The sequence below is a fragment of the Telluria beijingensis genome (genome assembly GCF_030770395.1).
GTDB classification, from domain to species: Bacteria; Pseudomonadota; Gammaproteobacteria; order Burkholderiales; family Burkholderiaceae_D; genus Telluria; species Telluria beijingensis.
In genome coordinates this window covers 2,675,081-2,700,174 of sequence record NZ_CP132480.1, presented here as the reverse complement: position 1 = coordinate 2,700,174, position 25,094 = coordinate 2,675,081, and the positions used below count along the sequence as shown (strand labels likewise).

The following is a 25,094-nucleotide window of genomic DNA, read 5'->3' as shown; positions in this document are numbered from 1 at the left end:
GTCCGGCCCGCGCCGGCAATGGTATGATGGGCGCTTTACCTCTACAGCGATAGTCGACGCACGTGCGCCTCTCTTCCATCAAATTGTCGGGATTTAAATCGTTCGTCGATCCCACCAATTTCCAGGTGCCGGGCCAGCTGGTCGGCGTGGTCGGCCCCAACGGCTGCGGCAAGTCGAACATCATCGACGCCGTGCGCTGGGTGCTGGGCGAGTCGAAGGCGTCCGAGCTGCGCGGCGAGTCGATGCAGGACGTGATCTTCAACGGCTCTACCCACCGCAAACCCGCCGGCCGCGCCTCGGTGGAGCTGGTGTTCGACAACAGCGCCGGCAAGGCCGCCGGCCAGTGGGGCCAGTACGCCGAGATCGCGGTCAAGCGCACGCTCACGCGCGACGGCACCTCCACCTATTACATCAACGGCCAGCCGGTGCGCCGGCGCGACATCCAGGACATCTTCCTCGGCACCGGCCTGGGCCCGCGCGCCTACGCCATCATCGGCCAGGGCATGATCGCCCGCATCATCGAATCGCGCCCCGAAGAACTGCGCGTCTTCCTCGAAGAAGCGGCCGGCGTCTCCAAGTACAAGGAGCGCCGGCGCGAGACCGAGAACCGCCTGTCCGACACGCGCGAGAACCTGTTGCGGGTCGAGGACATCCTGCGCGAACTGAACGCCAACCTCGAAAAACTCGAAGCCCAGGCCGCGGTGGCGAACCGCTTCCGCCAACTGCAGGCCGACCAGGAAGAAAAGCAGAAGCTGCTGTGGCTGATGCGCAAGAACGAGGCGAAGGCCGAGCAGGTCAAGTTCTTCCGCGAGATGGAAGAAGCCCAGACCAGCCTCGAGGCCCAGACCGCGAAGCTGCGCAGCGTCGAAGTCGACCTCGAACACCTGCGCCAGGCCCACTTCGCCGCCGGCGACCGCCTGCACACGGCCCAGGGCGCGCTGTACCAGATCAATTCCGAAATCGGCAGCCTGGAAGCGCAGATCAAGTTCGTGGTCGAGTCGCGCACCCGCCTGCAGAACCAGATCGCGGCCCTGGCTGCCCAGCGCGACCAATGGCGGGCGCAGGAACAGGAGCAGCGCGAAGGGCAGGAAGAAGCGGAGATGCAGCTGGAGGAGCTGGCCGCGCGCGCCGAAGGCGCCCAGATCGCGGTCGAGGTCCACCACGAGCGCCTACCCGAATTCGAATCGAGCTGGCGGGCGAACCAGGAACGCCAGACGGCCTCGCGCGCCCGCATCATGCAGGTCCAGCAGCGCATCGAACTGGCCTCGGCCCACGGCCGCAATGCCGGCGGCATCCTGGCCAACCTGGCGGCGCGCCGCGAACGCCTGCAGCAGGAACGCAATGGCCTGAACCTGCCCGACAGCGCGACGCTCGACAACCTGCGCCTGCAGCTGGAAGAAAGCCAGCAGACGCTGGAAGAGCAGACCATGCTGCTCGACGAGGCGAGCGGCCGGCAGGAAGCCGTCGAGACCGAACGCAAGGAAGCGCACGCGCAGGTGCAGCGCGAAAGCGCCACCAACGCCCAGCTGGAAGCGCGCCTGAATGCGCTGCGCCAGATGCAGGACCGGGTGCAAACCCAGGGCAAGGTCCAGCCATGGCTGGAAAAGCACGAGCTGGCGGGCCTGCCGCGGCTGTGGCAAAAGCTCGACGTCGAAGAGGGCTGGGAGACCGCGCTGGAGGCCGTGCTGCGCGAGCGTTCCGGCGCGCTGGAAGTGTCGAACATCGACTGGGCCAAGGCATTCATGGCCGACGCGCCGCCGGCCCGGCTGGCGCTGTACGCGCCGCAAGCCGGCAGCCACCCGGCGCCGGCGGAAGGCCTGAAGCCGTTTTCCAGCCTGCTGCGCGTGAACGACGCCGGCATCCGCGGCGTGCTCGAAGACTGGCTGCACGGCGTCTACGTCGCCCCTGACGCGGCCCAGGCCTTCGCCGAGCGCGCGCGCCTGCCGCATGGCGCGAGCTTCGTGACCCGCGACGGCCACCTGGTGACCCGCTCCAGCGTACGTTTCCATGCGCCGGACGCCGAGCAGGACGGCATGCTGGCGCGCCAGCACGAGATCGAGAATACGGCGAAGCAGCTCAAGGCCCAGGCCTTGCTGGCCGACGAGGCGCGCGGCCGCGCCACCCGCGCCGACGCCGCCGTCACCGAACTCGCGCGCCGGCTGCAGGATGCGCGGTCCAGGGTGGCGACCCTGCAGCGCGAGGCGCATGCGCTGCAGATCGAGGTCCTCAAGCAGAGCGAGATCGAGGCCCGCTTCAACCAGAGAAGCGGCCAGATCGCGGCCGACCTGTCCGAGATCGCGGCCCAGGAAGCCGAGCAGCGCCAGGCGCAGGCGGAGAGCGAACAGGAATTCGAGCAGCTCGACCTGGAACTGGCCGAGATGCAGGAAGCCCACGAGGACGGCCAGACCGCGTTCCTGGAGCAGGAACAGGCCCTGTCGCGCGCGCGCGACCACCTGCGCGAACTGGAACGCGGCGCTCAGGAAGCGCAGTTCGCCGAACGCGCCCAGCGCAGCCGCATCGACGAGCTGCGCCGCACGATGGCGACTGCCGCCACCCAGGCCGAGCAGGTCGGCGCCAGCCTGGCCCAGGCGCGCCTGGAGCTGCAGGCGCTGGAAAGCGGCACCGCCCACGAAGGCCTGCAGGAACTGCTCGAACGCCGCACGACGCAAGAGGTGGCCCTGTCCGACGCCCGCCACGAGTTGGACCAGGTCGCCCAGCAGCTGCGCGCGGCGGAAGAAGCGCGCATGGGGTCCGAGCGCAGCCTGCAGCCGCAGCGCGACCGCATCACCGAGATGCAGCTGAAGGAGCAGGCCGCGCGCCTGAACCAGGAGCAGTTCGCCGAGGCGCTGGCCGCCACCGGCGCCGACGAGGCGGCGCTGTCCGAAAAACTCGACCCGGACCTGAAGCCGCAGTACCTGCAGGGCGAGGTGACGCGGCTGACGAATGCCATCAGCGGCCTGGGCGCGGTCAACCTGGCCGCGGTCGACGAACTGGCCCAGGCCACCGAGCGCAAGCGCTTCCTGGATTCGCAGAACGCCGACCTGAACGAGGCCATCACCACGCTCGAAGACGCCATCGGCCGCATCGACCGCGAGACCCGCGACCTGCTGCAAGACACCTTCGATCGCGTCAACGGCCATTTCTCGGAACTGTTCCCGATCCTGTTCGGCGGCGGCAACGCCAAGCTGGTGATGACCGGCGACGAGATCCTGGACGCCGGCGTGCAGGTCATGGCCCAGCCGCCGGGCAAGAAGAACGCCACCATCCACCTGCTGTCGGGCGGCGAGAAGGCGCTGACCGCGACCGCGCTGGTGTTCTCGATGTTCCGCCTGAACCCGGCCCCGTTCTGCCTGCTGGACGAGGTCGACGCGCCGCTGGACGACGCCAACACCGAGCGCTTCTGCCGCATGGTCAAGCGCATGTCCGAACACACCCAGTTCCTGTTCATCTCGCATAACAAGATCGCGATGGAGATGGCCAGCCAGCTGATCGGGGTGACCATGCAGGAGCAGGGTGTATCGCGCATCGTGGCGGTGGACATGGAGTCGGCGGCCGACCTGGCCGCGGCCTGAGCGGCCCAAGTTCGTGGCGTCCGGCGCGTGTAGTTGGTATGATTGCATGCCTTTTCGTGCAGGGCGCGGGCGCAGGCCACGGCGCCCTCCACCAGGGGGCTTTTTACTGAATCACCGTTCGCGGCGCGCCAGGACCGGCGTCGGGCGCGAATGACGCTATCGAGGCAAATGCAGCATGACCGATTTCCAAATGAGCCTGATCGCAGCCGGCGGCGTATTCGTCGTCGGCGTCATCACCTATAACAAATGGCAGGAGTACAAGGCGCGCAAGAGCGTGGAACGCGCCTTCGCCTCCGACCATGACGACGTCCTGATGCGCGACGGCGAGCAGGCGCCCGGCGCCGACCGCCACGAGCCGGTGCTCGACACCGGCCTGGAACAACAGGCGCCGGTGGTCATGAAGGAGCCGGTACTGGATGCTGACGCCTTCGTGCCCGCCGACGTCAAGCCCGAGCCGCAACTGGACGCGCCGCCCGCCGCGCCGGCCCAGGCGCCGGTCGCCACCGCCAGTGCGGCGGCGCCGATCGTCGCCGCCGCCGGCGCCCCGACCACGTCCTACCGAGCCACCGGCGCCAGCGCTGCCCAGGACGAACTGGCCGCCTCGCTGCCCGGCACCCGTCCCGGCATGCCGCCGGCCGAACTGGCCGAATGCCTGGTCGATCCGCTGATCGACTGCCTGATCCCGCTGTCGCTCGAGACCCCGCTACGCGGCGACAAGATCCTGCCGGCGCTGCAGAAGCTGCGCCGCGTCGGCAACAAGCCGATCCACTATATCGGTTTCGCCGTCAGCGGCGACTGGGAACCGATCGTGCACGGCGGCGTGTACACCAAGCTGCAGGCCGGCGTCCAGATGGCGACCCGCACCACGGCGCTGAACGAACTCGAATATTCCGAGCTGGTCACCCGCCTGCGCGCGGTGGCCGACGAGATTCAAGCCGAGCCGGACGTGCCGGACATGATCGAGGTGATGAGCGAGGCGCGCACCTTGCACCGTTTCGTGGCCGGCCACGACGCCCAGCTGGGCGTGAACCTGGCGGCCAATGGCGCGCCGTGGGCGATGTCGACCCTGATCGGCGCGCTCGAAAACGCCGGCTTCGACGTGCGACCGGACGGCCGCTTCGCGATGCCCGACAAGGAAGGCAATGGCGCGCTGCTGTTCACGCTGTCGACCAACGTCACCCTGGGCGCCGACACCACTTCGCGCCTGACCCTGCTGCTGGACGTGCCGTGCGTGGCGCCGGAACGCGACGGCTTCGGCCGCATGGTCGATACCGCGCGCGGCCTGACCCAGCGCCTGGACGCGACCATCGTCGACGACGGCGACCAGCCGCTGGTGGACGCGGCGCTCGACGAGATCAAGGGCCAGGTGCTCGAGTTCTACCAGGAGATGGACGCCGCCGACATTCCGGCCGGCTCCACCCGCGCGCTGCGCCTGTTCAGCTGAGGACCGGCAGTGAGCGAGCAAGTGCAAGACCTGGAACGCATGACCTGGCTGGTGGCGGAACTGAACCGCGCCAGCTACAACTACCACGTGCTGGACGCGCCGACGATCCCCGACGCCGAGTACGACAAGCTGTACCAAGAGCTGCTGGCGCTGGAAGCGGCCTACCCGAATGCGGTCGATCCCGACTCGCCGACCCGGCGCGTGGGCGACGCCCCGATCCCCGAGTTCGGCCAGGTAACCCATGCGGTGCCGATGCTGTCGCTGAATAACGGCTTCACCGACGACGATATCGACAACTTCGACCGCAAGGCGCGCGAAGGCCTCGAAGTGCGCCAGGTCGCCTACAACGCCGAACTGAAATTCGACGGCCTGGCGATCAGCCTGCGCTACGAGAACGGCCGCCTGGTGCAGGCTGCAACCCGCGGCGACGGCTACACGGGCGAAGACGTCACCGCCAATATCCGTACCGTGCGCGTGATTCCGATGCGCCTGCACGGCAGCGCTGTTCCGGCCGTGCTCGAGGTGCGTGGCGAAGTCCTGATGTTCAAGCGCGACTTCGAGGCCCTCAACGAGCGCCAGCGCGCCGCCGGTCACAAGGAATTCGCCAATCCGCGCAATGCCGCCGCCGGCAGCCTGCGCCAGCTCGACGCGCGCATCACCAATGAGCGCAGGCTGCGCTTCTTCGCCTATGGCGTGGGCGAGCTTGGCGGCGCCGAGCTGCCGGACACCCATTCCGGCCTGCTCGACTGGCTGGACGCCCTGGGCCTGCCGGTGGCGAAGGAGCGCAAGGTGGTCGCGGGCCGCGACGGCCTGCTCGACTTCTACCGCGACGTCGGCGAGCGCCGCAAGTCGCTGCCCTACGAGATCGACGGCGTGGTCTACAAGGTGGACAGCATCGACGACCAGCGCACACTTGGCTTCGTGTCGCGCGCGCCGCGCTTCGCGCTGGCCCATAAATTCCCGGCCGAGGAAGCCCTGACGACGGTCCAGGCGATCGAGGTCCAGGTCGGCCGCACCGGCGCCATCACCCCGGTGGCGCGCCTGGTGCCGGTGTCGGTGGGCGGCGTGACCGTCACCAACGCCACCCTGCACAATGAAGACGAAGTAAGACGCAAGGACGTGCGGGTGGGCGACACCGTGATCGTGCGGCGCGCCGGCGACGTGATCCCCGAGGTGCTGGCAGTGGTGCTCGAGCGCCGCCCGAGCCCCGAGCCGGCGGTCTACGAATTGCCGAAGCAGTGCCCGGTGTGCGGCTCGCACGTGGTGCGCGAAGAGGGCGAGGCGGTCGCGCGCTGCTCCGGCGGCCTGACCTGCGCCGCCCAGCGCAAGGAGGCGATCCGCCACTTCGCCGGCCGCCGCATGATGGACATCGAAGGCCTGGGCGACCGTTATATCGACAGCCTGGTCGAGGCCAACCTGGTCAGCGGCGTGGCCGACCTGTACAAGCTCGAGCTGGACGACCTGCTCAAGATGAAGCGCCTGGCCGACGAGCGCGACGGCACCACGCCCGAGACGGTCAAGCAGGGCAAGGTCGCGACCAAATGGGCCGATAACCTCCTGGAAGCCATCGCCGCCAGCAAGCGGCCGCCGCTCGAGCGCCTGCTGTTCGCGCTCGGCATCCGCCACGTGGGCGAGTCGACCGCCAAGACCCTGGCCGACTGGCTCGGCAGCCTCGCCCTGGTGCGGCGCGCGCCGGCCGCGCTGCTGCGGGTGCTGCCCGATATCGGCGGCACGGTGGCCGAATCGATCGCCGAATTCTTCGCCGAAGAAAAAAACCAGATTGCCCTCGACGCCTTGCTGGCGGCCGGAGTGGGCCCGCGCGACGAGCATCCGCCCAAGGCCCAGTTGCGCGAAAAACTGGACGAGATCAAGCTGCTGGCCGCGCTCGACATTCCGAAACTGACCGAGCCGCGCGCGCGCCAGGTGATCGGCGCCGGCCAGACGCTGGAAGACATCGGCGTGCGCACCGACTTCGGCATCTTCGGCCTGCCGGCGGCGGTGGCGGCCGCGCTCGAGGAATGGATGGCGGTGCGCGAGCACCGGGAGCAGGTGCAGTCGCTGGCGGCACTGCGGCGCGACCTGCTGGGCAGCCTGCCGGAAGCTGCCGCCGCGCCGGACGGCCCGCTGGCCGGCAAGACCTTCGTCCTGACCGGCACCTTGCCGACCATGAGCCGCGACGCGGCCGGCGCCCTGATCGAAGGGGCCGGCGGCAAGGTGTCCGGCTCGGTATCGAAGAAGACATCCTACCTGGTGGCCGGGGCCGAGGCAGGCAGCAAGCTGGCCAAGGCCGAGGAGCTGGGCGTCACGATCCTGGACGAGGCGGCGCTGCTCGCGCTCCTTGGCCAGGCCTAACACCGTCACCGCGTGAACACATGAACCCCATTCGCAAAGCTGTTTTCCCCGTCGCCGGCCTGGGCAGCCGTTTCCTGCCCGCGACCAAGGCGCAGCCGAAAGAGATGCTGCCGATCGTCGACAAGCCCCTGATCCAGTACGCGGTCGAAGAGGCGGTGGCCGCCGGCGTCACCGAACTGATCTTCATCACGGGCCGCAACAAGCGCGCCATCGAAGACCATTTCGACAAGGCCTACGAACTCGAGTCCGAGCTCGAGGCGGCGGGCAAGCACGCGCTGCTCGACACCGTGCGCGGCGTGATCCCGAAGAACGTCAACTGCATCTATATCCGCCAGTCGTCGCCGCTGGGCCTGGGCCATGCGGTGCTGTGCGCGCGCCCGGTGGTGGGCGACGAGCCGTTCGCGGTGCTGCTGGCGGACGACTTCATGGACACGGCCGACGGCCACAAGCCGGTGCTGGCCCAGATGACCGACGTCTACGCCTACGAGCGCAGCAGCATCCTGGCGGTGCAGGATGTGCCGCGCGAGCACACCCGCCAGTACGGCATCGTCAGCAGCTCGGCCTATCGCGAGGGCCTGGAACTGGTGTCCGGCATCGTCGAGAAGCCGCAGCCGGCGGACGCGCCGTCGACGCTGGCCGTGGTCGGCCGCTATGTGCTGTCGCCGTCGATCTTCGGCTACCTCGAGACGCTGGGCAAGGGCGCCGGCGGCGAGATCCAGCTCACCGACGGCATCGCCGCCCTGATGCAGGCCGAGCGCGTGCTGGCTTACCGCTATGCCGGCCAGCGCTACGACTGCGGCTCCAAGCTGGGCTACCTGCAGGCCACCGCCGCCATCGGCCTCAAGCACCCCGAGACGGCCGCGGGCTTCCGTGCGTCGCTGGCCGGCCTGCTCGAGGGGAGGGGGGCATGACGGTGCGCGAGATACTCAGGATGGGCGACCCGCGCCTGCTGCGCGTGGCCCAGCCGGTCACGCAATTCGATACGCCGGAACTGCACGCGCTGGTCGCCGACATGTTCGAGACCATGCACGCCGCCAACGGCGCCGGCCTGGCCGCGCCGCAGATCGGCGTCGACCTGCAACTGGTGATCTTCGGCTTCGGCAGCAACCAGCGCTATCCCGACGCGCCGCCGGTGCCCGAGACAGTGCTGATCAATCCGGTGCTCACGCCCATATCGCAGGAGATGGAAGAGGGCTTCGAAGGCTGCCTGTCGGTGCCTGGCCTGCGCGGCAGCGTGCCGCGGTACACGCGCCTGCATTACGAAGGCTTCGACCAGTTCGGCCGGCGCATCGTGCGCGACGCCGAAGGTTTCCACGCGCGCGTGGTGCAGCATGAAGTGGATCACCTGCTGGGCATCCTGTACCCGATGCGGATCCGCGATTTTTCCCGCTTCGGCTTCACCGAAGTGATGTTCCCCCACCTTGATCCCGGAGCCGACGATTGAGCCGCGCCGTACATTCCCTGGTCTTCATCGGCGCCTGCCTGGCCGCGCCGCTTGCCCCTGCCGCTGATTTCTTCACCAGGATCGACCCATCGCCGACCAGCGAACTGTGGATCGACACCGGCTTCTATACCGCCCACTTCGACGGCGACAAGGACCTGAACGACAATAACAAGGGACTGGCCCTCGAGTACCGCTTCAAGGGCACGATGACCGCCACCGCGGGCCGCTTCTACAACAGCGACCGTGCCTGGTCGAACTATGCGGGCGTGATCTGGCAGCCATATGCGGTGGGCCCGGTGCGGGTCGGCCTGGCGATCGCCGCCTTCGACGGCTATCCGAAGACGCGCGACGGCGGCTGGTTCCCTGGCGCGATTCCGACCCTGACCTACGAGTACAAGCGGGTCGGCGTGAACGTCGGGATCATCCCGAACTACAAGGACCGCTTGTACGGCGGGATATCGTTCCAGCTGAAGTTCAAGCTATTCGAAAAATAGAACAGCGCCACGTCGTCCCCGCGGAGGCGGGGACCCAAGTTTCTCAGCCTGTCACTACATCAATCGACGCGGCCGCGCATGCGCACTTGGGTTCCCGCCTTCGCGGGAAGTCGTTACCTCCAGTGGAGGTAACGACGTGCTGGCCTCAGCTCTCTTTCGGATACGGACTCGGTCCGCCATCGGCGATGAACTGGTCGATCCGCTGCTGCAGCACCGGCAGCGGCACCGAGCCCACCTGCAGCACCGTGTCATGGAAGTGGCGGATGTCGAACTTCGATCCCAGCGCCTTCTCGGCGCGTGCGCGCGCTTCCTGGATCGCCATCTGGCCCAGGTAGTACGACAGCGCCTGGCCCGGCCACGAGATGTAGCGGTCGACTTCGGTCTCCACCTCGTGCTTCGACAGCGCGGTGTTCTGCAGCAGGTAGTCCTGGGCCTGCTCGCGGGTCCAGCCCTTGGCGTGGATGCCGGTGTCGACCACCAGGCGCGAGGCGCGCCAGGCCTGGTAGCTCAGCATCCCGAAGACCTCGTACGGCGTTTCGTAGATGTCCATCTCGGTACCGAGCCGTTCGGTGTACAGGGCCCAGCCTTCGCCATAGGCCGAGATGTAGGCGCGGCGGAATGGCGGTACGCCTTTCTGCTCCTGCGCCAGCGGAATCTGGAACGCGTGCCCAGGCGCCGACTCGTGCAGCGTCAGGGCGGGAAGACTGTACAGCGGCCGCGCAGGCAGGTTATAGGTATTGACCCAATACGTGCCCGGCCCGCCGCGCCCCGCGGTCCAGAACGGCGCCTGGTCGGCCGGCACCGGGATGATCGCGAAGCGGCGGCGCGGCAGGTGGCCGAAGAACTGGTCGGCCTTGGCGTCGAACTTCTTGGACGTCCAGGCCGCGCTCTTGAGCAGCTCTTCCGGCGTCCTGGCATAGAACTGCGGATCGGTACGCAGAAAATGCAGGAAAGCCTGCAGGTCGCCCTTGAAGTCGACCTGCTTCATGATGTCGTGCATCTCGGCGCGGATCTTCGCCATCTCGGCCAGGCCGATCGCGTGGATCTGCTCGGCCGTCATGTCGGTGGTGGTGAATTCGACGATCTTCGACTGGTAGTATTCCTTCCCGCCCGGCATGTCCTGGGCCGCCAGCGTGGTGCGCGCCTTCGGCACGTACTCGTCGCGGAAGTAGGCCAGGGCCTTGGCATAGGCCGGCTGCACCTTGCCCTGGATGATGGCCACCGCCTGCCGGCGCAGCGCTTCCTGCTCGGCCGCGGGGATCGTCGATGGCATGTCCTTGAACGGGTTGAAGAACACCACGTCCTGCGGCGTCTTCGCGTCGGCGACCGAGGTCAGCGTGCCTTCGCGCCCGGCCAGGGTAACCTTCGGCGGCGTGAAGCCGCGCGCCAGGCCGGCGCGCATATTGTCCAGCTCCTGGTCGAAGTAGGCGGGCAGGGCCTCCAGCAGGCGCAGGTAGTTGCGGTATTCGTCCGGCGTCTTGAAGGTGCGGCGCGCGGCATAGGCGACGTCGGACCAGAATGCGCTGTCGGCATTCACCGGCTGCTCGTATTCGCGGAAGCGCTGGGCATCGTGCAGGGACGCGACCTGGGCCCGGTAGACGGCGAAGTTGATACGCTCGGCAGGCGACAGCGCGGCCGGCTGGATCGCGTCGAGCTCCTTGAGGATGCCGGCCCAGTAGACCCGGCGCGCTTCCTGGGCCGCGGCGTCGACCCGCGCATAGCCCGGATTCGCATTGGGGGCGCTGTCGTCGCGCGCCAGGCGCTCGGCGATGCGCCACTTCCATTCCTTGGTATAGATCTTCTTGAAACGCTGGTCGGCCGCGTTCGCGGCCGGCGCCGCCTTGGCCGCCGCGGGCGCCGCCGCCGCCGTGGCCGCCATCGGCGCCAGCGCCAGGCCCATGACCGCGAAGGCGGCCGAGATGACTACGCCCATCTTCTTCTTTTCCATTCTTCCCCTGCTGAATAAAGAGCATGATTGCTCGGCGGTACACATCTTAGCGGGGAAATCGGGGCATGCCTACGCATGTTTTGTTTCGTAAATACTGGTATGGACGTGCTATCGGAACGTGGTCTGCCACAGATTTAATTGCCATGTTGCCGAGGAATAGTAGAAAGCCAAGATATAATGTTCGTCAATCTTCGCCTGGCACGCGCCCGGCGATTCCGCACCGCAGCGTGCATGGACCATTCATGATGACCACGGCAGCAATTGTTATTCAACCCAGACATGATGACGAGTAAGGGCGGCCCAGGGCGTTCTGAAGAGCATATCCGGCTCATCCAATCCTGGCGCCGCCTGGCTGACCAGTTGGGTCCGCTCATCGGCGACAGTGGCTTTTGCGCCCTGTACGGACGAGCTTGCCGTCTGGTCGGTCCCGAATACAAATGGCTGGCCGACACGCCGCCGTGCAAGACCCGCGACTCCCAAATCACCGCGCTGGACGAGATGCTCGCCAGCGTGGCACCCGACCACGCACAAGCCGCGCATGCGGCCCTGCTCCAGACGTTCACCGAGCTGCTGGCGTCCCTGATCGGGCACGCGCTTGCGCGACGCCTGCTCGACGCGGCCGCGCGTGACGGGGAAGAGAAGAATGCACAGGAGCACAAGTAATGAGCGATAAAGTATCCCTTGGCAAGCTGAGCACAGGCGTGCAGGGGCTTGATGTTCTCCTGGGAGGAGGGCTGAGCGAGTTTTCCTTCAACCTGATCGCCGGTCCGCCGGGATCCGGCAAGACCACGCTGGCCCACCAGATCATGTTTTCGCTGGCCAGCAACGAGCGCCGCGCGCTGTTCTTCACCGTGCTGGGCGAGCCGCCGCTGAAGATGCTGCGCTACCAGCAGCAATACAGCTTCTTCGACATGGACATGGTCGGCACCTGCGTGCGCTATGTGAACCTGGCCGAAGACCTGCGCTCGGGCGACTTCAGCGGCGTGCTGGCGCGCCTGATGAAGGAAGTCGAAGACTTTTCGCCGAGCCTGGTGTTCGTCGATTCGTTCCGCTCGGTGGCGCAGACCGCGCGCGCCGGCAACGAGGGCGTGGCCGACCTGCAGCACTTCATCCAGGAACTCGGCACCCGCATGACGAGCTGGCAGGCCACGACGTTCCTGATCGGCGAATACCAGCACGGCGACGCCGAGGCCAGCCCGATCATGACGGTGGCCGACGGCATGATCTCGCTGACCCCGGTCCACGAAGACAATTCCGTCGTGCGCAAGATGCGCGTGGTCAAGATGCGCGGCCAGGCCCACCTGGGCGGCTCGCACACCTTCCGCATCACCGACGATGGCATCCGCGTCTATCCGCGCATCCTGCCGCCGCTGGCGGCCGACCACCACCAGGGCGCGCGGGTCGACCGCGACGCCGCGCGCATCCCGACCGGCACGCCCGACCTCGACCAGCTGCTCCATGGCGGCCTGCCGCAAGGGCATTCGCTGCTGGTGTCGGGCCCCAGCGGCTGCGGCAAGACCATCCTCGGCACACGCTTCCTGCAAGAGGGCGCGCGCCTGGGCGAGAAAGGGGTGGCGGTCTCGTTCGAGAAAGGCGCGTCGCGCCTGCGCAATGCCGAGCTGGCCGAACTGGTGCGCAACGGCGACGTGCAGATGGTCGAGAGCCGCAAGATCGACCTCACGATGGACGAGCTGCTCGACGAGATGAACGAGGCGATCGACCGCACCCAGGCGCGCCGGGTGGTGGTCGATTCGCTGTCCGAGCTGGCGCTGTACCTGGCGCCGGAGGGCCGCAACCAGCTGCGCGCCACCGTGTTCCAGATGCTGTCGTCGCTGGCCAAGCGCGGCGTCAGCGTGCTGGTGACGATGGGCCTGGACGACGACTTCACCCAGCTCAGGTTCGGCCAGGCGGATGTCGCCTACCTCACCGACGCCATCGTTCTGATGCGCTTCGGCGAGAGCGGCGGCCAGCTGCGCCGCTTCATCTCGGTGGTCAAGGTGCGCGGCAGCGCCCACAGCACCGACCTGCGCGAATTCCATATCGGCGACGACGGCATCCATATCCACCCGGCCGCTACCGAGTACGAGGGCGTGCTGCACGGCCTGCCCACCGCGCGCGGGACGCGCTGAAATGAATCTCATGGCGGCGACACCGGGCCTCGGCGACAGCGACCTGGCGCGCCGCATCGCGGCGCTGGAACAGGAAAACGCGCAACTGCGGCGCGATCTGGAGTCCAGCAGCCTGCTGGCCGCCAGCCTGCGCGAAGCCAACGAGCACCTGGTGCTGGCCGCCGTCGACGCCCAGACCTCGCGCGACGACGCCGAGGAAACCAATCGCCGCCAGAACGAATTCCTGGCGATGCTGGCGCACGAGTTGCGCAACCCCCTGGTGCCGGTCAGCGTCTCGGCCAGCCTCCTCGAGCGCTCGCCGCTGGTCACCGGCCCGCTGGTGCGCCTGACCAGCGTGATCCAGCGCCAGGTCGACCACATGGCGCGCCTGCTGGACGACCTGCTGGACGCCGCGCGCCTGAGCAGCGGCAAGATCACGCTGACGGTCGAACCGTTGCGGCTGGCCGAGATCCTCGAGCACGCGGCCGACACGGTGGCGCCGCGGCTGCGCGAACGCGGCCAGGAGCTGGCGGTCGTCAACCTGGCCGGCGCCGACTGCCCCGAACTGGTGGTCGACGGCGACCGGGTGCGCCTGACCCAGGTCTTCACCAACCTGCTCAGCAATGCCTCGAAGTACACCCAGGACGGCGGCAGGATCGAAGTGACGATGGCCGACGGCGTCGCCGTGACCATTTCTGACAACGGCACCGGCATGGCCCAGGAAACGATCGCGAACGCCTTCGACCTGTTCACCCAGGGGCCGCGTTCGCTGGCGCGTTCCGAGGGTGGCCTTGGCGTCGGCCTGAACGTGGTGCGCAACCTCGTGACCATGCATGGTGGCAGCGTCGGCGCCGCCAGCCCGGGACTGGGGCTGGGCAGCAGCTTCACGGTGCGCCTGCCGCGCTCGCAGTCCCTGGCGCCGGTCGCCACCACGTCCGGGGCCCCGGTCGCCGCCGTCGCCGCGCGCCGCATCCTGATCGTCGAGGACAGCCGCGACGCATCGGACGTGCTGCGCATGCTGCTCGAGATCGAGGGCCACCAGGTCGAGATCGCGGATGACGGCCATGCCGGCCTCAGGCTGGCGCTGGAAGGGCGCTTCGACGTCATCGTGTGCGATATTGGCCTGCCCGGGCTCGACGGCCTCGAGCTCATGACGCGCCTGCGCGCCGCGCCCGGCGCCACCCGGCCGCTGGCCATCGCGCTGTCGGGCTACGGCCAGCCGCAAGACCGCGAACGCGCGCTGGTGGCCGGGTTCGACCGCTATCTCGTCAAGCCGGTGGCGCCTGGGGTGCTGGTCGAGGCATTGGCCGGGGCAGGCCCGGCCTGACCTGGGTGGCTCCGCCGTCCGCGTTACGCGCGGCCGAACAAACGCCCCAGCCGCGCCACCGCTTCTTCGATCCGCTCGTACTTCGTCGCATACGAAAACCGTACATGGCGCTGCGGCGCCGCCACGCCGAAATCGTCGCCCGGCACGATCGCCACGTGGGCGTCGTTCAGCACCGCCATGCTGAACGCCGCGCTGTCGGCGCGCAGCGCATGGTCGACCCGGTCGATGTCGGCATACACGTAGAAGGCGCCGTCCGGCATCACCGGCACGCCGAAGCCCAGCGCGCGCAGGGCCGGCACCAGGTAGTCGCGGCGGCGCTGGAATTCGCGCCGGCGCTCTTCGAAGATGGCCAGCGCCTCGGGATGGAAGCAGGCCAGGGCCGCGTGCTGGGCCACGGTCGGCGCGCAGATGAACAGGTTCTGGGCCAGCTTCTCGAAGGTCGGCACCAGGCTGTCGGGCACCACCAGCCAGCCCAGGCGCCAGCCGGTCATGTTGAAATACTTGGAGAAGCTGTTGACCGTGATCGCATCCGGGTCGAGCGCCAGCGCGCTCACGGGCCGGTGGTCGTAGGACAGGCCCTGGTAGATCTCGTCGACGATGGCGAAGCCGCCGCGCGCGCGCACCGCCGCCAGCATGTCGCGCAGCTGTTCTGGCGTCATCGAGGTCCCGGTCGGGTTCGACGGCGAAGCCACCAGAACCCCGCGGGTGCGCGCATTCCAGCGCTCGGCCACGTGGTGCGCGCCAAGCTGGTAGCGGTCTTCGTGCGAGGACGGCACCAGCACCGGCTGGCCGCCGAAGCTGGCCACGAAGTGGCGGTTGCACGGATAGGACGGGTCGGGCATCAGCACCTCGTCTCCCTCCGACACCAGGGCGGCGCAGGCCAGCAGCAGGCCGGCCGAGGCGCCGGCGGTGATCACGATGCGGCGCGGGTCGATGTCGAGACCCTGCACGGCGGCGTAGTGGCCCGATATGGCCTCGCGCAATTCGCGCAGCCCGAGCGATTCGGTGTACTGGGTGACGCCGCCGCGGATCGCTTCCATCGCGGCGCTGGCCACGATGTCGGGCGCGGTGAAGTCGGGCTCGCCGACGCTCATGCTGATGACGTCGTGGCCGGCGCGCCGCAGTTCTGCGGCGGCCTTGACCATCTCCATGACGCGGAACGGTTCGATCGCGTGCACGCGCCGTGCAAGCTGGAGATGGGTATTTGAAATGAGGGACATGCTGGAAGATGGTAGGGAAGGACTCCGCCATCTTACCGCATGCGCTTCAGGTGCGATCAAGCGTGCGCATGGTGCGCCGCCGTCAGGCGCCGCATCAGCGGCAACGCCGCCAGCGCCATGAAGGTGCAGGCAATCGCCGCCAGCCCCAGCTTGTTGAACAGGCTGGTGTAGATCGGTAGCGTCTGCAGCGGGTCGCTCATCCCTTCCGGCACGCTGGCCATGGTTGCCACCAGGCCGCCCAGGTATTGCGAGATGCCGACCGCCACGAAATAGGCGCCCATCATGAACCCGCCCATCCGGGCCGGCACGTAGCGCGCGATCATCGCCAGTCCCAGGCCGCTCACCAGCAGCTCGCCCAGCGAATACAGGCCGTAGCCGGCGATCATGATCCACGACGAGGTCAGGCCATTCACGGCGAAGGCGCCGGCCAGGCCATAGGTAAAGAAGCCGGCCGCCACCACGGCGAAGCCGAGCGCGAACTTGGCGGCGATCGACAGGTCGAAGCGGCCGCCGCTCGAGCGCGCGTAGATCCAGGCCAGCAGCGGGGAAAGGACCATGATCCAGATCGCGTTGAGCGCCTGGAACTGGGCCGGCGACCAGATAAACAGGTGGCTGCCGAACAGGCTGAAGTCGAGGTCGACGTTGCGGAGCGCGAACAGCGACAGCGAGGTCGACATCTGCTGGTAGAAGATGAAGAAGAACACGGTCTGCAGGGTCAGCACCAGGGCCGCCACCAGGCCGGCGCGCTCGCTGGCCTGGCTGGTGCGGATCAGGTGGATGAAGATGCCCAGCACCACCAGGCCGGCGACGTAGACGAACAGGCGCGCCAGCCACTGGTATTCGAGGATGAAGGCCGAGGCCACCACCGCCACCAGGCCGCCGCCCAGCACCATCAGCAGCTTGCCCCAGTCCAGCGGCAGCGCGTCCGGCGGCGAGCCGATATGGGCGACGGTGCGGCGCAGCACGCCGACCGTGAGCAGGCCCACCCACAGCCCGACGCTGCACACGCCGAAGGCGACGTGCCAGCCCAGCGCGCCGCCAGATGCGGCGTTGAAGTGGTCCTTGAGCGCCGGCGTGGCCAGCATCGAGACGGTCGAGCCGACGTTGACCGCCATGTAGTAGATGGTGAAGGCGCTGTCGATCTTCGCGTCGTCGCCCTCGTAGATCTTGCGCACCAGGTTGGCGGTGTTGGGCTTGAACAGGCCGTTGCCGACCACGATCACGCCCAGCGCCGAGAAGGTGAGCCAGGTATTGGTGGTCGGGATGCCCATCATGGCGTAGCCCAGCGAGAGCACGATGGCGCCGACGATCATGCAGCGCCGGGTGCCGAGCACCTTGTCGCCGATCCAGCCGCCGATGGCCGGGGCCACGTAGATCAGGGCCGCCGCCGCGCCCCATACCAGGGTGGCGCGGGTATCGTCGAAGCCCAGGCGCTGCACCATGAAATAGACGATCAGCGCCTGCATGCCGTAGTAGCCGAAGCGTTCCCACAGTTCGATCAGGGCCACGGTGAGGAAGGAGCGGGTCTGCGTGGGCGCGTTCCCGATGTGCGGCTGTTGCATGTGAATCCTTTGACAACGGCGCCGGCCCTGGCCGGCGCAAAAACCGACGATCCTATGCCAGATGGATGAAAACCGCAATCTTGACAGCGGGTGGTGACATTGCGTTAACATGGGCCGGGATTCCAGACAGCGAGGCAAGGCATGAGGCGATTCAGCGCCACTTTCAGCGTTACCATCTGCGCCGCCCTGGCAATGGCGACATCCGCCGCGGCCGGCCCCGGCGCGCGGCCCACGCCGGCGGCCGACCATCACCAGCACCTGTTCAGTCCCGCCGCCGCGGCATGGATGTCGTCCTCGATGGCGCTGGCGCCGATCGACGCCGACGAATTGGTCGCCCAGCTCGACGCGGCCGGCATCGGGCGCGCGGCGGTGCTGTCGGCGGCCTATGCCTATGGCGCGCCGAGCCGCAAGGTCGACCATGAATACGGGCGGGTGCGCGCCGAGAACGACTGGGTCGCGGCCCAGGCCGCACGCCATCCCGAACGCCTGGTGGCGCTGTGCAGCTTCAATCCGCTCAAGGACTACGCGCTGCGCGAACTGGGACGCTGCGCCACCAGTCCCGGCTTCGGGCGCGGCATCAAGCTCGATTTCGCCGCCTCCGACGTCCAGCTCGACCAGCCTGAGCACGTCGAGCGCCTGCGCCGGGTGTTCCGCGCCGCCAATGCGCATGGCATGGCGATCGTGCTGGACATGCGCGCCTCGCGCGCGCTCAAGCGCCCGTATGGCGCCGAGCAGGCGCGCGTGCTGCTGGAGCAGGTGCTGCCGTTCGCGCCCGACGTGCCGGTGCAGGTGTCGCACCTGGCCGGCAACGGCCCCGGCTTCGGCGACACGCCGGCGCGCGAGGCGCTGGCGGTGCTGGCCGAGGCCGCAGCGCGCCAGGATCCGCGCATGCGCCAGGTGTGGTTCGACGTGGCGGCGGTGGTGCGGGCCGACCTGCCGGCCGACGAAGCGCGGCGCCTGGTGCGGCGCCTGCGCCAGCTGGGCATGGACCGGGTGCTGTACGGTTCCGACGCGCCGCCGGGCCATGCGCTCGAAGCGAACGCCGGCTGGGACGCATTTTTACGCCTGCCGCTCGACGAGGCCGAAGCGGCGCGGGTGGCGCGCAATGTGGTGCCGTATTTGCGCTGAGCTGCGCTGAGGTGCACCGCGATGACGGCGGTCCTTACAGTTTCGTGACATTCTGCCGACAATAATCCCGAACATGCCGTTGTCGGCTTGCCTAGAATTCCCCTGGTTGACAAGACCATACTTTCAAGACAGGGGACCCGCATGCAACACCACATCAAATTCACCGCCATGGCCATGGGCTGCGCGCTGCTGCTGGCCGGCTGCGGCGGATCGGACGACGACGACGCGCCGAAGCCGCCGGTCGTGGTCCAGCCGCCGCCGGTACAAACGTCGCTCGAGATCTTCACCAGCACCGCGCGCGGCATGGAGAGCGTGGTCTACCAGGGCGGCCACGCCTACCTGTCGCTCTCGAACAGCAAGACCGAGCCGACGGCCGTGCTCAAGGCGCCGCTGCCGATCACCCGCGCCTCGACCTGGACCCCGGTCGGCCTGGGCGCATGCGCCGTCGGCACCCAGGGCAACTTCATCGTGCGCGCGCCGAAGCTGAAGGTGGTGGGCGACGATCTGTGGCTGATGCAGCACTGGGCCGACCTGCCCGAGTCGAAGGACGAACACTCGACCTGCACCCTGGGGTCGAACGGGACGTTCGCCGCGCGCGACCAGGACCTGCGCGTCTGCACCGGCAACTTCTGCGAAACCCTGTCGATCCAGGACATCAAGCGCCACGGCTCGCGCCTGTACAGCAACCCGGGCGCCGGCCTTAACCTGTTCACCTCGAACAACGGCGGCAATACCTGGACCGTGATCCGCGGCCAGAAGGCCTCGATGGTCTGCACCCCCACCAAGTTCCACGTGACCGGCAACCGGGTGCTGGTGGGCGGCGAGTGCCCGCTCGATTTCGCGTTCGTCGAGGCCTACCAGCTCAATGCCGACGGCAGCGCGCTGGCCAGCGACACCAAGCTGCCCCTGACCTTGCCGGCGCTGGAGAACCGCAACGTCCAGTTCATCGAATCGGTGCCGGACACCAAGCGCGTGTTCATCGGCGTCGAAGGCGGCCTGCTGCGCAGCGAAGACGATGGCGCCAGCTTCAAGTTCGTGATCCAGCAGCCGCTCTCGGGCAGCAAGACCTACCCCTACATCACCGCCTTCCTGCCGGTGAAGGGCAAGCCAGACACCATGGTGATCGGCGGCTTCGACAAGGCGACCCAGATGGCCTACCTGGCCTGGTCGAAGGATGGCGGCGCGACCTGGACCGACATCTCCAACCTGACCCCGAACCACGGCAAGGCGCCGCCCAAGGACGCCACCGTCATGATCAAGGCCATCGCCGAGGATCCGCAGGGCCGCATCCTGGTGACGATGAACGAGACCGGGGAAGGGCAGGGCAAGCTGATGCTGCTGACCCTGGGCAGCAACTGACATAGCCGTCGACCATCCATCAACCTGGGACATCGCATGCATCAACAACTCAAATTCACCGCCATGGGCGCGTCCTGCGCGCTGCTGCTGGCCGCCTGCGGCGGCTCGAGCGACAATCACACGGTGCCACCGCCGCCGGCCGCGGTGGCGCCGGTCGCCACCAAGCTCGAGACGCTGTCGAGCACCACCCGCGTCATGGACAGCGTGGTGTTCAGCGGCGGCAACGCCTACCTGTCGCTGGCCAACAGCGCGACCGAAGGCTCGGCCGTGCTGAGCGCCAGGCTGCCGCTGTCGGCCACTTCGAGCTGGACCCCGGTGGGCCTGGGCGCCTGCGGCATGGGCCCGATCGGCGACTTCATCCAGCGCTCGCCGAAACTCAAGCTGGTGGGCGGCGACATCTGGCTGATGCAGCCGTGGGCCGATACGCCGGAGGCGAGCGACGGCCACTCGACCTGCACGCTGGCGCCCAATACCGCCAGCTTCGCGCCGCGCGACCAGGACCTGCGCACCTGCAACCCGTACTTCTGCGAGACGCTGTCGATGCAGGACCTCAAGCAGGCCAACAACCGCCTGTACAGCAATGCCGGCGCCGGCAACAACCTGCTGACGTCGGCGGACAAGGGCAATACCTGGCAGGTGATCCGCGGCTCGAAGGATTCGCAGATGTGCTATCCGACCAAGTTCCACGTGATGGGCGACCGGGTGCTGGTCGGCGGCGAATGCCCGCTCGACTTCGCCTTCGTCGAAGCCTATCGCCTGACCAAGGACGGCGGCGCGCTGGCCAGCGAAGACAAGCTGCCGCTGGCCCTGCCCGAAATGGAGAACCGCAACGTCCAGTTCATCGAGCCGGTGCCGGACACGCAGATGGTGTTCGTCGGCGTCGAAGGCGGCCTGCTGCGCAGCACGGACAACGGCAACAGCTTCAAGTTCGTGATCCACGAACCGCTCTCGGGCGGCAAGGGCTATCCCTACATCGGCGCCTTCCTGCCGCTCAAGGGCAAGCCGGGCACCATCGTGATCGGCGGCTTCGACAAGATGCACGGCCGTCCCTACCTGGCCTGGTCGGAGGATAGCGGCGCCTCGTGGAAGGATATCTCCAAGCTGGTGCCGGGCTACGACAGCAAGCAGGACGACGAGTTCAGCACGCCGTCGGTCTCGGCGATCACCCAGGATCCGGACGGCCGCATTATCGTGGTGACCAATGTGCGCGCCGACAGCCAGGGCCGCCTGATGCAGCTGACGCTCGGCACGAACTGATTCTTCAGGTTGGCTTCACGCCCCGCGTCCGCCTTCGGCGGGGCGGGGCGTTTCGTTTGCGTCAAGACTGTCTGCGCGCGTGGAATTCTGTCATGCTCTCGCCTGCACCGTTCACTACAACGATAACGACGACATGACCAAAGCACCGATTGCCCGCCTGGCGCTCTGCCTTTCCGCCATCCCGCTCGCCGCCAGCCCGCTGGCCTTCGCCCAGAACGCCGAGCGCCAGCTGGCCGGCGTCACGCGCAACCAGAACACCCTCGAGATCGCGACCAACGACGGCCGCTACCTGATCAAGCCGTATTCGAGCACGATCGTCGAGACCACCTTCATTCCCAAGGGCGAGCGCTTCGATCCGGCCTCGCATGCGGTGATCCTGGCGCCAGTGCAGGTGCAGGCGACCCTGAAGGACGATGGCGGCCGCATCACCTATGCCGTCGACGGCGGCATCAGCGTCACGGTCGAGAAGAAGCCATTCCGCATCAGCTATGCCTATCAGGGCAAGCCGCTGGTGGCCGAGAAGCGCGGCTTCGGGCGCGCCGATGGCCGTGACACGATCGAATTCGCGCTCGACGACGGCGAGGCCCTGTACGGCGCCGGCGCGCGCGCGGTCGGCATGAACCGCCGCGGCCACCGCTTCCAGCTCTACAACAAGGCGCATTACGGCTATGCCGAACGCTCCGAGCTGCTCAACTACACGATACCCGTCGCGCTGTCGTCCAAAAAATACGCGATCCACTTCGACAATCCGCAGATCGGCTGGCTCGATTTCGACAGCCGCAAGGACGGCACCCTGCGCTACGAGGTGATCGGCGGACGCAAGACCTACCAGGTCGTGGCCGGCGACAGCTGGGCCCAGCTGATGGCCGGCTATACCGACCTGACCGGGCGCCAGCCGCTGCCGCCGCGCTGGGCCTTCGGCAACTTCGCCAGCCGCTTCGGCTACAAGTCCGAGGCCGAGACGCGCGCCGTGGTCGACAAGTTCGCGCAAGAGAAGATCCCGCTCGACGCCGTCATCCTCGACCTCTACTGGTTCGGCAAGACGGTGCAGGGCACGATGGGCAACCTGGCCTGGGACCGCGACACCTTCCCCAACGCCGAAAAGATGATGGCCGACTTCAAGGCCAGGGGTGTCAAGACCATGGTGGTCACCGAGCCCTTCGTGCTGACTACCTCGAATCGCTGGAACGAGGCGGTCGAGAAGAAGGTGCTGGCCACGGACAAGGCGGGCAAGCCCTATACCTACGACTTCTACTTCGGTAACACGGGCCTGATCGACATCTACAAGCCGGAAGGGCGCGACTGGTGGTGGAGCATCTACCGCGACCTCAAGAAGGGCGGCGTCACCGGCTGGTGGGGCGACCTGGGCGAGCCCGAAGTGCACCCGTCAAGCCTGCAGCATGCCACCGGCTCGGCCGACCAGGTCCACAACGTCTACGGCCACGACTGGGCGCGCCTGATCTTCGAAGGCTACAAGCAGGAATTCCCGGCCGAGCGTCCCTTCATCCTGATGCGCGCCGGTTACTCGGGCTCGCAGCGCTTCGGCATGATCCCGTGGTCGGGCGATGTCGCTCGCAGCTGGGGCGGCCTGCAATCGCAGATGGAGATCTCGCTGCAGATGGGCATGCAGGGCCTGGCATACATGCACTCCGACCTGGGCGGCTTCGCCGGCGCAGTGCTGGACGACGAGCTATACGTGCGCTGGCTGCAGTATGGCGTGTTCCAGCCGATCTTCCGTCCGCATGCGCAAGAGGCGGTGGCCTCCGAACCGGTATTCCGCTCCGAGCGCACCAAGGTGCTGGCGCGCGAGGCGGTGTGGCTGCGCTATGCCATGCTGCCGTATAACTACACGATCGCCTTCGACAACGAGCAGACCGGCATGCCGCTGATGCGTCCCCTGATGTTCGTCGAGCTAGACCCGGCCCAGCCGGCCGAGCGTTCGAGCACCTACCTGTGGGGCCCGGACTTCCTGGTGACGCCGATCGTGCAACCGGGCGCCACCCGCGCCGAGGTCTATTTCCCGAACAGCGGCAGCGTGTGGTTCGACTTCCATACCGGCCAGGCGCACAAGGGCGGCATCCTCGAGACCGTGAAGCCGGTCGAAGCGAATATCCCGGTGTACGTGCGCGCCGGCGCCTTCGTGCCGATGGCGAAGGTGGTGCAGACCACGCGCGACTACACGGGGCGCGAGATCGACCTGCATTACTACCATGACGCTTCGGTGTCGGCCTCCAGCGGCAAGCTGTATGACGACGATGGCGAGACCGCGGGCGCCTACGAGCAGGGCAAGTACGAGATCGTGCGCTTCGACAGTAAATTCTCAGGCAAGCAGCTCGAGATCGGCTTCAGGACCGAGACCGGCAAGGCAATGCAGGCACAGGCCCGCGCCTTCGCGCTCAAGGTCCACAACGTCACGGCCAAGCCGCGCGCAGTGACCGTCGACGGGCGCAAGGCGAGCTTCACCTTCAACGCCCAGCAGCACCTGCTCGAAGTGCAGGTCCCTGCGCGCAAGGGCCAGGCGGCGCAGGTGGCGATCTCCCTGTAATGGGTCAGCGCGCCACGATCAGGCGCAAGCCCAAGCCGATGAACACCGCTCCCGCGATCCGGTCCAGCCACATGCCGGCCGTGGGGGTGCGGTTGAGCCACCCGCCGATCGTGCCCGAAAAATAGCCGAGCGCGCCGAAGATCACGGCCGCCTGCAGGGTGAACACGATGCCCAGCAGGCCGATCTGCAGGTTGGCGTCGCCGCGTGCGGCCACGACGAATTGCGGCAGGAAGGACAGGAAGAACAGCACCACCTTCGGATTGATGGCGGCCGCCACCAGTCCCTTGACGAACAGTCGGCGCGCCGGTTCGTCCGGCGCGCCTGCCGCATCGACACGGGCGCCACCGCGGCTTCGGATCGCGCCCCATCCCATCCAGATCAGGTACAGGCCGCCCGCCACCTTGAGCGCGGTGAAGGCGGCCGGCGAGGCCGCGATCAGCGCGCTGACGCCGATCACCGCCAGCAGGGTATGGCTCAGGCATCCCATGGCGCACCCGAGCCCGAAGGCGATGCCGCGCGCGCGGCCCTTGGCGATGCCGGTGCTGAGCACCATCAGGTTGTCGGGCCCCGGGGACAGGGTGATCAGGACGGCGGCGGCGAGAAAGCCAAAGAGTTGTTCGGGCGAGAGCATGCTGGAAAGCTGAAAGAAAAACAGGCGAACAGCTTAGCGCATGTTCGCCTGTTGCGGCATAGCCGGCATGCGGCTTACGACTTCTTGCAGCTCACTTCCTTGATATCGGCGCCCCATTTGATGGTGACCTTGCCCTGGTGTTCGCGAAACTCTTCGCCGCGATTGCGGTAGGCGATGCCGCTGGCCATCCTCTCGCCACGCAGCAGCAGGTGCTGCTTGTTGCGCTCGATGACCATCGAGGCCGGCGTGGTCTCGAGGAAGGTGGCGCTGAACTTGCCCTTGTCGCCGCAGGTGAACGCGACCGGGCCGGTGGTCTTGGCGACCTTGTAGCGCGACTGCAGCTGCAGCGCGCGGCTGCCGTAGGCATTGTCGATGCAGGCATTCAGGTTGGGCGCGTCGGCGCACTTCTTGACGCCTTCCCACCATGCGGTGTGCTGTTCCTGCAGTTCCTTGCTGGCGCCGGCGTCGAGCTTTTCCAGCGCCGCGCGGTACATGGCGAACACCAGGCCTTCGGATTCGGCCGAGCCTGGCGCGGCGCAGACCTTGGCTTCGGCGCTGCCGATGCCCTTGGCGCAGAAGCCCGGCATCGAGACGGCCTGGGCGCCCAGTGGCAGGGCCAGGACGGCGGCGAGGATGAGTAGTCGTTTCATGAAATGCTCCTTGTGAGGTGGGTGGCGGCGCGGCGTCGTGCGCGGCCGCAGTT

The 25,094-nt window shown here is 67.7% G+C and carries 18 protein-coding genes; 13 read left to right on the top strand and 5 right to left on the bottom strand.

Going from position 1 to position 25,094, the window contains the following annotated elements:
• The first annotated feature begins 62 nt into the window (after positions 1–62).
• From smc to Q9246_RS12010, 6 genes are all read left to right on the top strand, one after another.
• The gene (gene smc / locus Q9246_RS12035; protein ID WP_306397780.1) at positions 63–3,572 is read left to right on the top strand and encodes a chromosome segregation protein SMC; all 3,510 of its coding nucleotides are present in this window, start codon (positions 63–65) and stop codon (positions 3,570–3,572) included.
• Positions 3,573–3,747: 175 nt separating this feature from the next.
• On the top strand, positions 3,748–5,016 hold the full coding sequence (locus Q9246_RS12030) for a cell division protein ZipA C-terminal FtsZ-binding domain-containing protein (RefSeq protein WP_306397779.1): 1,269 nt from the start codon (positions 3,748–3,750) through the stop codon (positions 5,014–5,016).
• Positions 5,017–5,055: 39 nt separating this feature from the next.
• On the top strand, positions 5,056–7,368 hold the full coding sequence (ligA, locus tag Q9246_RS12025; protein ID WP_306398155.1) for an NAD-dependent DNA ligase LigA: 2,313 nt from the start codon (positions 5,056–5,058) through the stop codon (positions 7,366–7,368).
• Positions 7,369–7,388: 20 nt separating this feature from the next.
• Entirely contained in the window at positions 7,389–8,279 is an 891-nt protein-coding gene (galU, locus tag Q9246_RS12020) for a UTP--glucose-1-phosphate uridylyltransferase GalU (RefSeq protein WP_306397778.1), read from the top strand.
• Positions 8,276–8,812, top strand: coding sequence for a peptide deformylase (gene def, locus Q9246_RS12015; RefSeq protein WP_306397777.1), 537 nt, complete (start codon positions 8,276–8,278; stop codon positions 8,810–8,812). Before galU ends, def begins: the two co-directional genes overlap by 4 nt.
• Positions 8,809–9,306, top strand: coding sequence for a hypothetical protein (locus Q9246_RS12010; protein WP_306397776.1), 498 nt, complete (start codon positions 8,809–8,811; stop codon positions 9,304–9,306). Before def ends, Q9246_RS12010 begins: the two co-directional genes overlap by 4 nt.
• 145 nt (positions 9,307–9,451) lie before the next feature.
• Here Q9246_RS12010 and Q9246_RS12005 read toward each other — a convergent pair whose 3' ends face one another.
• Positions 9,452–11,254, bottom strand: coding sequence for a DUF885 domain-containing protein (locus Q9246_RS12005; protein ID WP_306397775.1), 1,803 nt, complete (start codon positions 11,252–11,254; stop codon positions 9,452–9,454).
• A 279-nt stretch (positions 11,255–11,533) separates the two neighbouring features.
• On the opposite strand from Q9246_RS12005, the gene Q9246_RS12000 reads away from it, so the two are divergent.
• Genes Q9246_RS12000 through Q9246_RS11990 form a run of 3 tightly spaced genes read left to right on the top strand, consistent with a single transcriptional unit; the run spans position 11,534 to position 14,689 of the window.
• Entirely contained in the window at positions 11,534–11,917 is a 384-nt protein-coding gene (locus Q9246_RS12000; RefSeq protein ID WP_306397774.1) for a hypothetical protein, read from the top strand.
• The gene (locus Q9246_RS11995; RefSeq protein ID WP_306397773.1) at positions 11,917–13,383 is read left to right on the top strand and encodes an ATPase domain-containing protein; all 1,467 of its coding nucleotides are present in this window, start codon (positions 11,917–11,919) and stop codon (positions 13,381–13,383) included. Before Q9246_RS12000 ends, Q9246_RS11995 begins: the two co-directional genes overlap by 1 nt.
• Before the next feature lies 1 nt (position 13,384).
• Complete coding sequence (locus Q9246_RS11990) at positions 13,385–14,689, top strand: hybrid sensor histidine kinase/response regulator (RefSeq protein ID WP_306397772.1); 1,305 nt, start codon at positions 13,385–13,387, stop codon at positions 14,687–14,689.
• A 23-nt stretch (positions 14,690–14,712) separates the two neighbouring features.
• On the opposite strand, the gene Q9246_RS11985 is transcribed toward Q9246_RS11990, so the two are convergent.
• Complete coding sequence (locus tag Q9246_RS11985; RefSeq protein WP_306397771.1) at positions 14,713–15,909, bottom strand: pyridoxal phosphate-dependent aminotransferase; 1,197 nt, start codon at positions 15,907–15,909, stop codon at positions 14,713–14,715.
• Positions 15,910–15,965: 56 nt separating this feature from the next.
• The gene (locus Q9246_RS11980; protein ID WP_306397770.1) at positions 15,966–17,471 is read right to left on the bottom strand and encodes a peptide MFS transporter; all 1,506 of its coding nucleotides are present in this window, start codon (positions 17,469–17,471) and stop codon (positions 15,966–15,968) included.
• A gap of 141 nt (positions 17,472–17,612) precedes the next feature.
• On the opposite strand from Q9246_RS11980, the gene Q9246_RS11975 reads away from it, so the two are divergent.
• From Q9246_RS11975 to Q9246_RS11960, 4 genes are all read left to right on the top strand, one after another.
• A complete protein-coding gene (locus Q9246_RS11975) occupies positions 17,613–18,599 on the top strand; it encodes an amidohydrolase family protein (RefSeq protein WP_306397769.1) in 987 nt (328 codons plus the stop codon).
• A gap of 141 nt (positions 18,600–18,740) precedes the next feature.
• Positions 18,741–19,958: a beta propeller repeat protein gene (locus Q9246_RS11970; protein ID WP_306397768.1), complete on the top strand. Its 1,218-nt coding sequence runs from the start codon at positions 18,741–18,743 to the stop codon at positions 19,956–19,958.
• 36 nt (positions 19,959–19,994) lie between these two features.
• Complete coding sequence (locus Q9246_RS11965; RefSeq protein WP_306397767.1) at positions 19,995–21,215, top strand: beta propeller repeat protein; 1,221 nt, start codon at positions 19,995–19,997, stop codon at positions 21,213–21,215.
• A 133-nt stretch (positions 21,216–21,348) separates the two neighbouring features.
• On the top strand, positions 21,349–23,760 hold the full coding sequence (locus Q9246_RS11960; RefSeq protein ID WP_306397766.1) for a glycoside hydrolase family 31 protein: 2,412 nt from the start codon (positions 21,349–21,351) through the stop codon (positions 23,758–23,760).
• A gap of 4 nt (positions 23,761–23,764) precedes the next feature.
• Here Q9246_RS11960 and Q9246_RS11955 read toward each other — a convergent pair whose 3' ends face one another.
• Entirely contained in the window at positions 23,765–24,391 is a 627-nt protein-coding gene (locus Q9246_RS11955; protein ID WP_306397765.1) for a LysE family translocator, read from the bottom strand.
• A 74-nt stretch (positions 24,392–24,465) separates the two neighbouring features.
• On the bottom strand, positions 24,466–25,041 hold the full coding sequence (locus tag Q9246_RS11950; RefSeq protein WP_306397764.1) for an MliC family protein: 576 nt from the start codon (positions 25,039–25,041) through the stop codon (positions 24,466–24,468).
• Positions 25,042–25,094 lie beyond the last annotated feature (53 nt).

What these genes read in the sequence shown, in the direction of transcription:
- Q9246_RS11950 (WP_306397764.1), bottom strand. Translation starts at nt 25,041, where the DNA reads ATGAAACGACTACTCATCCTCGCCGCCGTCCTGGCCCTGCCACTGGGC.
- Q9246_RS12030 (WP_306397779.1), top strand. Translation starts at nt 3,748, where the DNA reads ATGACCGATTTCCAAATGAGCCTGATCGCAGCCGGCGGCGTATTCGTC.
- Q9246_RS12000 (WP_306397774.1), top strand. Translation starts at nt 11,534, where the DNA reads ATGATGACGAGTAAGGGCGGCCCAGGGCGTTCTGAAGAGCATATCCGG.
- Q9246_RS11995 (WP_306397773.1), top strand. Translation starts at nt 11,917, where the DNA reads ATGAGCGATAAAGTATCCCTTGGCAAGCTGAGCACAGGCGTGCAGGGG.
- Q9246_RS11955 (WP_306397765.1), bottom strand. Translation starts at nt 24,391, where the DNA reads ATGCTCTCGCCCGAACAACTCTTTGGCTTTCTCGCCGCCGCCGTCCTG.
- Q9246_RS11965 (WP_306397767.1), top strand. Translation starts at nt 19,995, where the DNA reads ATGCATCAACAACTCAAATTCACCGCCATGGGCGCGTCCTGCGCGCTG.
- ligA (WP_306398155.1), top strand. Translation starts at nt 5,056, where the DNA reads ATGACCTGGCTGGTGGCGGAACTGAACCGCGCCAGCTACAACTACCAC.
- Q9246_RS11960 (WP_306397766.1), top strand. Translation starts at nt 21,349, where the DNA reads ATGACCAAAGCACCGATTGCCCGCCTGGCGCTCTGCCTTTCCGCCATC.
- Q9246_RS11990 (WP_306397772.1), top strand. Translation starts at nt 13,385, where the DNA reads ATGAATCTCATGGCGGCGACACCGGGCCTCGGCGACAGCGACCTGGCG.
- Q9246_RS11975 (WP_306397769.1), top strand. Translation starts at nt 17,613, where the DNA reads ATGAGGCGATTCAGCGCCACTTTCAGCGTTACCATCTGCGCCGCCCTG.
- Q9246_RS11985 (WP_306397771.1), bottom strand. Translation starts at nt 15,909, where the DNA reads ATGTCCCTCATTTCAAATACCCATCTCCAGCTTGCACGGCGCGTGCAC.
- Q9246_RS11980 (WP_306397770.1), bottom strand. Translation starts at nt 17,471, where the DNA reads ATGCAACAGCCGCACATCGGGAACGCGCCCACGCAGACCCGCTCCTTC.
- galU (WP_306397778.1), top strand. Translation starts at nt 7,389, where the DNA reads ATGAACCCCATTCGCAAAGCTGTTTTCCCCGTCGCCGGCCTGGGCAGC.
- Q9246_RS11970 (WP_306397768.1), top strand. Translation starts at nt 18,741, where the DNA reads ATGCAACACCACATCAAATTCACCGCCATGGCCATGGGCTGCGCGCTG.
- Q9246_RS12005 (WP_306397775.1), bottom strand. Translation starts at nt 11,254, where the DNA reads ATGGAAAAGAAGAAGATGGGCGTAGTCATCTCGGCCGCCTTCGCGGTC.
- def (WP_306397777.1), top strand. Translation starts at nt 8,276, where the DNA reads ATGACGGTGCGCGAGATACTCAGGATGGGCGACCCGCGCCTGCTGCGC.